We start from the raw sequence: 11,335 nt of genomic DNA, 5'->3' as shown, positions 1-11,335 counted from the left end.
CTAACAGCCGGTGCTGCACTCTCGTCAACATGCGGGTGCTGATCGTGGAAGACGAGGAACAGCTGGCCGACGCCGTGGCGCGCGGCCTGAGGCTGCACGCCATGGCCGTCGATGTGGCCTACGACGGTCAGGAGGCGCTGGAACGCGCCTCCTACACCGACTACGACGTCGTCGTCCTCGACAGGGACCTGCCCGAGGTGCACGGGGACGACGTCTGCGGCGAGCTGACGCGAAGGAGCAGGATCCTCATGCTCACGGCGGCGGGGCAGGTGCGCGACAAGGTCGACGGGCTGTCCCTCGGCGCGGACGACTACCTGGTCAAGCCGTTCGCCTTCGCCGAGCTGGTGGCCAGGATCAGGACGCTGGCCCGCCGTACCTCGCCCGCGGCGCCGCCCGCGATGGAAAGGGCGGGGATCAGGCTCGACCCCGCCCGCCGTACGGTCACCAGGGACGGGCGGCCGGTGTCGCTGAGCCGCAAGGAGTTCGACCTGCTGAGGGAGCTGCTGCGCGCGCAAGGCGCGCTGGTGACCTCGGCCGAGCTGCGCAGGAAAGTGTGGGACGAGTACGCGGCGACCGACACCAGCGTGCTGCGCGTCACCATGACCGCGCTGCGCAGGAAGCTCGGCACACCCGCCCTCGTCGAGAACGTGCCAGGCAAGGGGTACCGGCTGTGAGGCTCGGGCTGCGCGCGAGGCTCACGGTCCTGTACGGCGTGCTGTTCTTCGTGGCGGGCTCGGTGCTGCTCTGGCTCACCTACCTGCTGACCGGCAACGCGCTGAGCAAGCAGTTCGTCCTGGCCTTCGCCAAGATCGGCCCTGATGCGGCGCTGCCGACCAAGGAGCAGATGCAGACCGCGCTCAGGAGCGACGTGGAGGCGCGGGCGAGCGAGGTGCTGGCCGAGATGCTGCGCTCCTCCCTCATGGTCATGATCCTCATCGGCATCATCGCGGTGGTGCTCGGTTACCTGATCGCCGACCGCGCGCTGCGCCCCATCGACAGGGTGACCGAGACCGCGCAGCGCCTGTCGGAGAGCACCCTGCACGAGCGGATCGGGATGAACGGCCCCGACGACGAGGTCAAGCGCCTGGCCGACACCTTCGACGCGATGCTCGACCGCCTGCACAAGGTGTTCGACGCGCAGCGCAGGTTCATCGCCAACGCCTCGCACGAGCTGCGCACCCCGCTGGCGATCAACCGGACGGTCCTGGAGGTGTCGCTGGAGGAGCCCGAGGCCTCACCCGACCTCAAGGCGCTGGCCAGGGCACTGCTGGGCACCAACTCGCGCTACGAGCGGCTGATCGAGGGCCTGCTGCTGCTGGCCCAGTCGGAGCAGGAGCTCGCCGAGCGCAGGCCGGTCGAGCTGCGCCACATCGTGCGCACCGTGATGGAGCAGCTGGACCTGCAGCCCCGCAAGCGCCGCGTCACCATCCACCAGGACCTGTCCGACGCCGAGGTGGAGGGCGATCCGCTCTTCCTCGAAAGATGCGTCTTCAACCTGGTGGAGAACGCGATCAAGTACAACGTGCGCGACGGCCAGGTCTGGATCAGGGTGTCGGCCGACGGGGTCATCACGGTGGAGAACACCGGGCCGGTGGTCCCGCCGTACGACGTGGACGACCTGTTCGAGCCGTTCAGACGGCTGTCGGGCGACCGGGTGCGCTCTGACAGGGGCTCGGGGCTCGGGCTGTCGATCGTGCGCGCCATCGTCGACGCGCATGGCGGTACCGTGACCGCGCTGCCGAGGCCGGAAGGCGGCCTGGCCGTCACCGTGAGCCTGCCCAGGCCCGCGGCGGCGGGCGTCGCGACCGTGGGCAGGCCCATGAGGGGGACCGGTGGTCTGCGGGAGGTCAGCAGGTGAAGTGGACGCCGGAGAAGCCGCGCCGCCACTCCGTGACCTCCGGCGCGACCGTCGCGGGATCCACCGAGGGGTCGAGGCTGCGGGCGACGAACGCGGCCAGGGCAGGCATGTCGTTCTCGGTCATGCCCAGACGCGCGATCTCGGGCGTGCCCAGGCGCAGACCGTTGACGTCGCCGGGCACCGGCGCCATGGGCAGTCCGATGCCGCAGGCCAGCAGGTTGGCCCGGCGCATCCTGCGGGCGGCGGCCTGGCCGCCGCCACCGGCGACGAGCGCGAACTGGTGGGAGTTGGTGCCGCCGCCGAAGACGGGCAGGCCGAGCTCCTGCAGACTGGCGGCCAGCTGGTGGGCGGTCCCCACCATCATCTCCGCGTACGCCTTGCCCGCCACCTTCCAGTCCAGCAGCGCGACGGCCAGCGCCGCCGTACGGCCGGCGTCGAAGTTCGCCGTGAGCCCCGGATAGGCGATCGAGTCGAGCCGCTCGGCCAGCGCGGGCGAGTCGGTGACGACCAGGCCGCCCGCGGGACCGCCCAGGCTCTTGTAGGTGCTCATCGTCATCAGGTGCGCACCCTGGGACAGGGGGTTCGGCCAGACGCCTCCGGCGATCATCCCGCACACGTGGGCGGCGTCGAACAGCACGAACGCCTCGACCTCGTCGGCGATCTCGCGAACGGCGGCCACCGGGTGGGGGAAGGGGTTGAGGCTGCCGCCGATGGTGATCAGCCTGGGCCTGGCCCGCAAGGCGAGCTCGCGCAGCGCGGCGACGTCCACGGTGTAGCCGTCGGCCAGGACGGGGGCGTCGAGGGTGGTCAGGCCGTACAGGCCGGCCGCGCCCGCCGCGTGGTGGGTGACGTGCCCGCCGATGGAGGGGGGCGGGGCGATGATCGTGTCGCCGGGCTTGCAGGTGGCCATGAACGCGTAGAGGTTGGCCAGCGCGCCGGAGCCCACGCGGACCTCGGCGTAGCGGGCGGAGAACACCTCGGCGGCCAGCTCGGCGGCGATGATCTCGATCTGCTCGATCGCCTCGAGGCCCATCTCGTACTTGTCGCCCGGGTAGCCGAGCGAGGGCCTCGAACCGAGGCCCGCCGAGAGCAGGGCCTCGGCGCGCGGGTTCATGACGTTGGTCGCGGGGTTGAGGTTGACGCACTCCACGTCGTGGATCTGGTGGCTGCGGTCGGCGAGCCTGTCGATCTCGGCGAGCGTGTCCGAGGCGGGCTGGGAGGAGACGGCTGCCGCGCCGCGCTGCACGAGGTCATCGGAGGCGGCGGGCACCCATGAACGAGGGGCGAGCATGGGGCCAGCGTAAGCAGACGGCCTCGGCCGGCGCATGATGTGGATGCAGGGACCCGCTCCTACACTTGTAGGAATGCAGGCACGGCTCGACGCGCTCGCCGCGGCCATCGAGCGGAGCGTCTCCGTCGACGACTCCGACGGTCGACTGATGGCCTACAGCTCACAGCACGCGGACGCCGATCCCGTCAGGGTGGCCGCGATCCTCTCCAGGCAGGTCGCGCCCGAGGTCAGGCGGTGGCAGGACCTGCACGGCATCGCCACGGCGACCGCGCCCGTGCGCGTGCCCGCCAACGAGGAGCTGGGGATGGGCGCCAGGGTCTGCGTGCCCATCAGGGACGGCGAGCGCACGCTCGGCTACCTGTGGCTGCTCGACCCGGGCCAGACGCTGAACGGCAGGGCGCTGGCGCTCGCCGAGGAGACCGCCCGCGAGCTGGCGGCCGCATGGCACGAGGATCCCGACGCGATGGTCCGCCGCCTGCTGACCACGGGCCAGGGCTGGAACAGGACGGCGCCGAGGCTCATCCAGGTGTGCGTCGTCCTCCCAGGCTCGGGCAGGCCCGAGCGCCACGCCATCGGCGGCTTCGTGACCGACACCCACGCCGCCTACCTGCTCCGCCAGCCCGCCGACGGCATGCCGGAGGAGGAGGGCGTCACCCGCGGCTACAGCGACACGATGGGGCCCGAGGCGGCTCCCGAGGCGTACCGCCAGGCGCTGACCGCCGCCCACCTGGCCGCCGCCGACCCCGCGCTGCCCCGCCAGGTGTCGTGGGCGGGGCTGGGGCCGTACCTGATGCTGCTCGGCGCGGCGGACGACCCGCTGGCCGCGCTGGACGTCGAGCAGGCGCACACCCTGGAGACCTACCTCGATCTCGGCGGCAACGCCCAGCGCACCGCCGCCGCGCTCCACCTGCACAGGACGACCCTCTACTACCGGCTGGGGCGCATCGCCGACGCGCTCGGCGCGGACCTCGACGACGGCATGACCAGGCTGCATCTCCACCTGGCGCTGAAGAGGAGAAGGCTCGATTCGGGTTTCCCCGAGTGAGCCCCCTGCTCCAGCTCCCCGGCCGGTGGGGTGGGGAGCTGGAGCCCGTTCATTCGGCGGCTAGCCGTTCGGCCTCCTCGTGCAACGCGACGACCAGCAGGAGCTCCAGCGCTAGCTCGGTCAGGTCGGGCGCCGCGAGGCCATCGAGAACCTGCATGGTGGGCCTCCCTGATCAAGAGACGCCCCAGTGGTCACAGTGGTTTACCTGAACCTTTCCCAGGCCGACTGCCGGGTCATGCTCAGGGAGGCGCCGATGCGTTCCCAGCTCACGTCGCGGGTGCGGAGGTGGCGCACCCAGTCGTGAAGGTTGTCGTCGATCTGCACCTGCACCGCCGCGATCTTGGGAAGGTGGTCGAGGATCTGGTCCACGGACATCTCCTCCCACATGGGCAGCCGCGGCTCTGTCTGCCCGGCGAGCCGTTCGGTCTCGAGGATGTCGTTGCACAGGCCGACGCACTGGTCGCAGATGTGCACCCCGGGGCCCGCGATGAGCTTGCCGACGTCCGCGCTCTTCTTGTGGCAGAACGAGCAGTGGAGCTTGTCCTTCCAGTTGTCAGGCATGGCCTGACACTAACTCTGTCAGGCAACCCCTGACAAGTCCTCGTGTACGGCGGCTCTGGTCTCCTTGACCTGGGCCATGATGATGGCGTTGCGCTCCTCGCCGATCTTGCGGCAGATGGTGGTGTAGGCCTGAAGAATCCTGCGGTAGGCCGCACGTGCCTCCTCGAGTTGGGCGCTGAGCGCGAGCACTCTGATCGGGTCCTCGCAGAGTTCGGCCTCGGCGAGCATCGCGCGCGCCTCGTTCACGATCTGCTCTGCCCGCTGGCGCGTACGGCGCAGCAGGGCCGAGCACTCGTAGAGCTCGGCGAGTCGTGCGGAGGAGACGATGCGTTCGGCAGATCGCACGGCTGGATCCTCGGTCGTCTGACGGCTGAGTTCCGTTCCCATTCCCGCCACCTCTCAGTCAAGGTTGCCTGAGTGTAGACGCGCCGTTCACGCCTCTGGATCACGCAGGTTGGCCGGGGGTAGGGCACTGTTCCCTGGGGGGATGATTCTCTACGCCGCAGGGGAATTCAGCGCCACCGGACGGCGACGATTCACCCAACTTAATCAGCAAATTTGCGCCGCCGGGGGATGTGTCGGTCGTCCCGAAAGTAAAGCCATCAACCCGCCGGATCGGCCACGCGGGACCTCGGTCTGGTCACATACTGAAACCGAATGCACGCGGAACGTGACGGCTGAGGGGTGCGGCTGTGGCTGAGAAACCAACGGAGTGCGACGAAGGCGGTGTGGACGTCAGCGTCATCATCCCCGTCCACAACTGCCGTGACTATCTCGACCGCAGCCTGACCTCCGCACTGGTCCAACGAGTGAAGAAGGAGATCGTCGTCGTCGACGACGGCTCCACCGACGGCAGCTCCGACCTGCTCGAGCTCTACTCCCACTACCACCGCGGCGTGGTCAAGGTCGTACGCAAGAAGCACGCGCTCGGCGCCGGCGGCCCGCGCAACACGGGGCTCGACCACGCCAGGGGCCGCTACGTCTTCTTCTGCGACGCGGACGACTACCTCGGTCCCGAGGCGCTCGAGCGCCTGGTCGCCATGGCCGACAGGAACGGCTCCGACATCGTGCTCGGCAAGGTCGTCGGGCACGGCCGCCGCGCGCCCGTCTCGATGTTCCAGCACAGCGCCGACCGGGCCGACCTGGGCGAGAGCGCCGTCTACAACAGCCTGAGCTGCTTCAAGCTCTACCGCAGGGAGATGCTCGACCGGCACGGCATCAGGTTCGCCGAGGGGCAGCTGGTCGGCGAGGACATCGTCTTCAGCGTTCACGCCTACTGCCACGCCGAGATCATCTCGGTCGTGGCCGACTACGACTGCTACCACCTGGTCGCCAGGCCGGACGGCAGCAGCATCATGCAGCAGCCCGCCAGCCGAGACCCCCTCGGCTGGCTCACCATGATCAGCAAGCCCATCGAGCTGATGGCCGCCCACGTCGAGGCGGGCCCGCTACGTGACCACCTTCTCCGCCGCCACTTCAGGCTCGACGTCTTCGCCCAGCTCGGCGTCCCCTTCCTGATGGCCGACGACATACGGCGCAAGGAGATCGCCAACGAGGTGGCCGCGCTGTGCGACAGATGGCTGACGCCCGGCGTCCAGGACAAGCTCACCGCCACCGACCTGCAGCGCCTGGCGGCGCTCGGCGACATCGACAGGCTCGTACGGCTGGCCGGCATCGAGGCCGCCACCGTGTACAGGCGGCTGACCGGGCTCAGATGGGAGGGCGACAGCCTGACCGTGGAGGGCGAGGCGGCGCTCGACGGCCCCCACCGGCAGGGCGGCCTCGCCCTGGTGCTGCGCTCCAGGCAGGAGCAGGGCGGCGAGCTGGTCATGCCCGCCGATCCGGTCGGCGAAGGCGGATTCACCGCGAAGATCGACCCTGGCGAGCTGTCCTCGGGCGTCTGGGACTTCTACGTCGCCATCGAGTGCGAGGGCGTCATCCGCCTGGGCAGGCTGGGCGCCGAGCGGGACGGCGGCATCACCAGGCCGGCTCCGCGCCTGGTCGGCGCCTCGGTCGCGCTGCCGTACTTCACTAGGACCAACGGCAACCTGAGCCTCGACATCGGCGGGCACGTGCTCACCGTGCCGGGAAGCGCGCGGCTCACCCGCACCCGCTGGACGCTGGGGCACCGCCTGATCCTCGACGGGGAGATCACGGTGGGCGGAGGGGGGATCCCCGAGGCGGGCGCAGTCAGGCAGTTGGTCTGGAGGGAGCGCCACACCGGCAGGGAGCGCACCGAGCGGGTGGTGGCGCTGCCCGGAGGGGTGTTCGCGGCCAAACCCGCGATCGGCAGGTTCGCGCCCGGCACCTGGGACGCCTACCTGGAGCTGGAGCTGGGCGGACCGCCCGCGCGGTTCAGGATCGAGGCCGACGCGGGCGCCGTGGCGGAGCCGCGCAGCTGGTGGCGGGGCCCGGTGCGCAGCAGCGCCAGGCCGTACGCGACGGCGGGCAAGGGCAGGCTGAGCGCGGTCGTCCGCAAGATCACCCCGGTGGCCCTGCTGCGAAGACTGCTGGGCGGTTCTAGTTGCTAGTTATATGCAGGTGCAAGACGATGTCTTAAAGTAAGTGAGGTTCATCCGCTTACTGGAGGCTTGGTCGTGCACGTACCCGATGGCTTCTTCAATGCCGCCACATCCATCTCGGCAGGTGTCGTCGCGGCCGCGGGCGTGGCGGTCTGCCTGCGCGGTGCCCGGCGGGAGCTCGACGACCGCACCGCGCCCATGGCGGGGCTCGTCGCCGCCTTCATCTTCGCCGTCCAGATGCTCAACTTCCCCGTCGCCGCGGGCACCAGCGGTCACCTGCTGGGCGGCGCGCTCGCAGCGATACTCGTCGGTCCCTACACAGGCGTGCTGTGCATGGCCGTAGTGTTGATCGTGCAGTGCGTGTTCTTCGCCGACGGCGGCGTGACCGCGCTCGGCATCAACATCGTGATCATGGGCATGATCACGGTGCTGGTCGGGTGGGGGCTGTTCCGCCTGGTCACCAGGATGGCGAAGGGCAGGGCGGGGATCAGCGCGGCCGCGTTCCTCGCCGCGCTGGTCTCGGTGCCTGTCTCCGCGCTGGCGTTCTCGCTGCTGTTCGCCGTCGGCGGCACCGCCCCGATCGACGCGACCGCCGTCGCCGCGGCCATGGGCGGCGTCCACGTGCTCATCGGCATCGGTGAGGCCCTGATCACCACCGCGACCGTCGGCGCGGTGCTGGCCGTGCGGCCCGACCTGGTGTACGGCGCCCGCGGCCTGACCACCCCGCTCGTCCTGAAGGGCGCCGACGGCACGACCTCCCCCGTCGGCACGGTCCCCGCCGGCAGGCCCGCCGCCGGCGGCATCAGGCCGTTCCTGCTCGGCGGCGTCGGCGTGACGCTCGTGCTGGCCGGGCTGGTCTCCTTCTTCGCCTCCTCCAACCCCGACGGTCTGGAGGCGGTCGCGGAGAACAAGGGCTTCCTCGACCAAGCCACCGACCACCTGTTCGGCTCGTGGGCGCTGGCCGACTACGGCGACGTCGGTGGCATCCCCGTCGGCATCGCGGGCGTCGTCGGCGTCGGCATCACGCTGATCGTCGCGGGCGCCGTCGCCTTCGCCGCCCGCCGCCGTTCCGGAGTCAGGGTCTAGCGATGGGCGCGGGGCACCACCACCAGCTCTACCGGCCCGGCGACTCGCCCGTCCACCGGCTGCCGCCGCAGTGCAAGCTGGTGGCGGTGCTCGCGTTCGCGGGCGTCGTCGTGGCCACGCCGCGCGAGGCCTTCTGGGCGTTCGGCGCCTACGCGCTGCTGCTGGCACTCGTGGCGGGCGTCGCGCGGGTGCCGCTGACCCACGTGCTCAGGCGGATGGCGATCGAGATCCCCTTCGTGCTGTTCGCGCTGGCCATCCCGATCATCGGCATGGGGGAGCGGACCGAGGTGCTCGGGCTCTCGCTCAGCGTTCAGGGGCTGTGGGCGGCATGGAACATCCTGGCCAAGGCCTCGCTCGGCGTCGTCGCCTCCATCCTGCTCGCGGCGACCACCGAACCGCGGATGATCCTGCTCGGCGCGCAGCGGCTGCGGCTGCCCTCGCTGCTGGTGCAGATCGCGATGTTCATGCTGCGGTACCTGGACGTCATCATGGATGAGATGCGGCGGATGCGGGTGGCGAGGGAGTCGAGGGGCTTCGAGGCGCGCAACCTCATGCAGATCCCGGTGATCGCCAGGTCGGCGGGCGCGCTGTTCATCCGCTCCTACGAGCGGGGCGAGCGGGTCCACCTGGCTATGCTCAGCAGGGGCTACAACGGCTCCCTGCCGATCATCCACGAGCTCTCGGGATCAGGGCGGCAGTGGGGGGTCGCGCTGGCCCTACCGGTCACGGCGCTGGCCGTCCTTGGAGTGTCACTGTGTTGAAGTCCCTAGAGGTGAGCGAGCTCGCCTACGCCTATCCCGACGGCACACAGGCGCTGTTCGGGGTGAACCTGTCGATCGGCCGCGGCGAGCGCGTCGCGCTGCTCGGCCCGAACGGCGCGGGCAAGACCACGCTGGTCATGCACCTCAACGGCATCCTGACCGCCGGACACGGCACGGTGAGCGTCGCAGGGACCCCCGTGCGCGCCGACACGCTCAAGGAGATCAGGCAGCGCGTGGGGCTGGTCTTCCAGGACCCCGACGACCAGCTGTTCATGCCGACCGTGCGCGACGACGTCGCCTTCGGCCCGGCCAACATGGGCGTCAGGGGCGAGGAACTGGAGCGCAGGGTCAAGAACGCGCTCGACAGGGTGGGCATGGCCGACCACCTCGACAGGCCGCCGCACCACCTGTCATTCGGTCAGCGCAGGCGGGTGGCGGTGGCCACCGTGCTCGTCATGGAGCCCGAGATCCTCGTGCTCGACGAGCCGTCGTCCAACCTCGACCCCGCGGCGCGCAGGGAACTGGCCGAGATCCTGCGCTCGCTCGACGTCACCGTGCTGATGGTCACTCACGACCTGCCGTACGCGCTGGAGCTGTGCGAGCGCTCGTTGATCCTGTCGGGCGGGGTGATCGCGGCCGACGGGCCCACGCGCACGCTGCTGTCCGACCCCTCGCTGCTGTCCGAGCATCGCCTGGAGCTGCCGTACGGCTTCGCTATTCCTGAGGAACGTGGATGACCACCAGGCGGTCGCCCTCCCTGACCATGGCGGCCCTCGGATCGGCGTAGGGAATGATCTCCCCGTCGCGCACCACCGCGATCACCATGCCGTCGCACTCGGTGGCCGCCTTGCCGACCTCGTGCGGCATGACGGGGCGCTCGGTCAGGTCGAGGCCCTTGCCGTAGACGAGGAAGTCCTCGATCAGGGCGCTGACCGCGGGGCTCTGGATGGCCACGCCGAGCATCCTGCCCGCCGCGTCGGACGAGGTGATGACGACGTCGGCGCCGCTCTGCCTGACGAGGGGGTCGTTCTCCGCCTCGCGCACCGCGGCCACGATCGTGGCCTTCTTGTTGTGCTGGCGGGCGGTCAGCGTGACCAGCGCGGTGGTGTCGTCACGCTGGGTGGCGATGATGATCTCTCTGGCCAGGCGGACGCCCGCCCTGTTGAGCACCTCGCTGCGGGTGGCGTCGCCGACGACCCCCACGAAGCCGTCGGCGTTGGCCTCCTCGATCGCGTCGGCCCTCGGGTCGATGACGACGATCGACTCCTTCGCCCGGTCGTTCTCCAGCAGCGTGCGGGTCGCGGCCCTGCCCTTGGTGCCGTAACCCACGATCACCGTGTGGTCGCGCAAACCGGACCTCCAACGTCGGATCAGGAAGTTTTCGCGGGTGCGCTGGGTCAGCACCTCCAGTGTCGTGCCCACGAGGATGACGAGGAAGACTATGCGCAGGGGCGTGACGGCGACGATGTTGATCGTCCTGGCGAGCGGTGACACGGGGGTGATGTCCCCGTACCCCGTCGTCGACACGGTCACGGTCGCGTAGTAGAGCGCGTCGAGCAGTGACACCTTGCCGTCGTAGCTGTCCTTGTAGCCGTCGAGATCCACTGCGACCAGCGCGAACACCGCCGCCAGCGCCCCGCAGGCGTACAGCACTCTGCGCAGAACCGCCCTGATCGGGCTGATCGCGAGGTTCGGCAGGCGGACGCCGGTCTCGGGAAGGTCGTCCCGCATGTTGGTGATCGTAGTTTGTCCATGCCGCCCGTCTGGGGATGTCGAAGTACAGTGGCTCATCGAGGAGGGCCGAATGAAGCTACGGCTGGCGCGCCATGCCATGGGAGACGCCGTGGTGGTCGCTGTGGAGGGGGAGCTCGATCTCTTCACCGCGCCCTTCCTCCGCGACGAGGTGCGCGACGCGATCAAGCAGGACGGCGCGCGGCTCGTGCTCGACCTACAGGCGCTGTCGTTCATGGACTCCAGCGGACTGTCGGTCCTGATCGAGGCGTGGCGCCTGGCGACCGGCGAGGGCGGGTGCGTCTCGCTGGCCGCGCCCCAGGCGCCGGTGGCCCGCATCCTGCGCACCACAGGGCTCGACCGGCGCATAAAGGTCTATGCGGACGTCGACACCGCGGTGGGCGCGATCTGAGCGCGGTGTCGTGGCCACGGTTTGGGGCGCACGTTTCCCATTAGTGAGCCACCCGAAGTAGAACTTCG

11 protein-coding genes and 1 pseudogene are annotated in these 11,335 nt (G+C 70.1%); 8 read left to right on the top strand and 4 right to left on the bottom strand.

Annotated elements, in window-relative coordinates; translation table 11 throughout:
• The first annotated feature begins 29 nt into the window (after positions 1-29).
• Together AB0B45_RS36725 and AB0B45_RS36720 are read left to right on the top strand one after the other, a co-directional pair.
• Positions 30-674: a response regulator transcription factor gene (locus AB0B45_RS36725; protein ID WP_358140375.1), complete on the top strand. Its 645-nt coding sequence runs from the start codon at positions 30-32 to the stop codon at positions 672-674.
• A complete protein-coding gene (locus tag AB0B45_RS36720) occupies positions 671-1,858 on the top strand; it encodes a HAMP domain-containing sensor histidine kinase (protein ID WP_358140373.1) in 1,188 nt (395 codons plus the stop codon). Before AB0B45_RS36725 ends, AB0B45_RS36720 begins: the two co-directional genes overlap by 4 nt.
• Here the strand turns inward: AB0B45_RS36720 and AB0B45_RS36715 are convergent.
• Positions 1,848-3,149, bottom strand: a complete 1,302-nt coding sequence (locus AB0B45_RS36715; protein WP_358140371.1) for an aminotransferase class I/II-fold pyridoxal phosphate-dependent enzyme — start codon at positions 3,147-3,149, stop codon at positions 1,848-1,850. The two genes, AB0B45_RS36720 and AB0B45_RS36715, sit on opposite strands and share 11 nt — an antisense overlap.
• A gap of 73 nt (positions 3,150-3,222) precedes the next feature.
• On the opposite strand from AB0B45_RS36715, the gene AB0B45_RS36710 reads away from it, so the two are divergent.
• Positions 3,223-4,194, top strand: a complete 972-nt coding sequence (locus tag AB0B45_RS36710; RefSeq protein WP_358140368.1) for a helix-turn-helix domain-containing protein — start codon at positions 3,223-3,225, stop codon at positions 4,192-4,194.
• A gap of 429 nt (positions 4,195-4,623) precedes the next feature.
• On the opposite strand, the pseudogene AB0B45_RS36705 reads toward AB0B45_RS36710, so the two are convergent.
• Together AB0B45_RS36705 and AB0B45_RS36700 are read right to left on the bottom strand one after the other, a co-directional pair.
• Positions 4,624-4,755 (bottom strand): annotated as a pseudogene (locus AB0B45_RS36705) (ClpX C4-type zinc finger protein); the annotation flags it as partial.
• An 18-nt stretch (positions 4,756-4,773) separates the two neighbouring features.
• On the bottom strand, positions 4,774-5,100 hold the full coding sequence (locus AB0B45_RS36700) for a hypothetical protein (RefSeq protein WP_358140366.1): 327 nt from the start codon (positions 5,098-5,100) through the stop codon (positions 4,774-4,776).
• A 347-nt stretch (positions 5,101-5,447) separates the two neighbouring features.
• Here AB0B45_RS36700 and AB0B45_RS36695 point away from each other — a divergent pair, with 347 nt between their 5' ends.
• The 4 genes from AB0B45_RS36695 to AB0B45_RS36680 all read left to right on the top strand — a co-directional run bounded on the left by AB0B45_RS36695 (position 5,448) and on the right by AB0B45_RS36680 (position 9,861).
• On the top strand, positions 5,448-7,286 hold the full coding sequence (locus tag AB0B45_RS36695; protein WP_358140363.1) for a glycosyltransferase family 2 protein: 1,839 nt from the start codon (positions 5,448-5,450) through the stop codon (positions 7,284-7,286).
• Between the two features lie 66 nt (positions 7,287-7,352).
• Entirely contained in the window at positions 7,353-8,363 is a 1,011-nt protein-coding gene (locus AB0B45_RS36690) for an energy-coupling factor ABC transporter permease (RefSeq protein ID WP_358140360.1), read from the top strand.
• A 2-nt stretch (positions 8,364-8,365) separates the two neighbouring features.
• The gene (gene cbiQ, locus AB0B45_RS36685) at positions 8,366-9,124 is read left to right on the top strand and encodes a cobalt ECF transporter T component CbiQ (RefSeq protein ID WP_358140357.1); all 759 of its coding nucleotides are present in this window, start codon (positions 8,366-8,368) and stop codon (positions 9,122-9,124) included.
• The gene (locus AB0B45_RS36680) at positions 9,118-9,861 is read left to right on the top strand and encodes an ABC transporter ATP-binding protein (protein ID WP_358140354.1); all 744 of its coding nucleotides are present in this window, start codon (positions 9,118-9,120) and stop codon (positions 9,859-9,861) included. The genes cbiQ and AB0B45_RS36680 overlap by 7 nt, the downstream gene beginning before the upstream one ends.
• On the opposite strand, the gene AB0B45_RS36675 is transcribed toward AB0B45_RS36680, so the two are convergent.
• Positions 9,839-10,855, bottom strand: coding sequence for an NAD-binding protein (locus AB0B45_RS36675; RefSeq protein WP_358140351.1), 1,017 nt, complete (start codon positions 10,853-10,855; stop codon positions 9,839-9,841). The two genes, AB0B45_RS36680 and AB0B45_RS36675, sit on opposite strands and share 23 nt — an antisense overlap.
• A 73-nt stretch (positions 10,856-10,928) precedes the next feature.
• Between AB0B45_RS36675 and AB0B45_RS36670 the strand changes: the two genes are divergently transcribed.
• A complete protein-coding gene (locus AB0B45_RS36670; RefSeq protein WP_358140348.1) occupies positions 10,929-11,267 on the top strand; it encodes an STAS domain-containing protein in 339 nt (112 codons plus the stop codon).
• Positions 11,268-11,335: the final 68 nt, after the last annotated feature.

The sequence above is a fragment of the Nonomuraea sp. NPDC049152 genome, assembly GCF_040648355.1.
Classification (GTDB): domain Bacteria; phylum Actinomycetota; class Actinomycetes; order Streptosporangiales; family Streptosporangiaceae; genus Nonomuraea.
The sequence above is the reverse complement of the archived record's forward strand: the minus strand, read 5'-3'. Positions and strand labels throughout refer to the sequence as shown.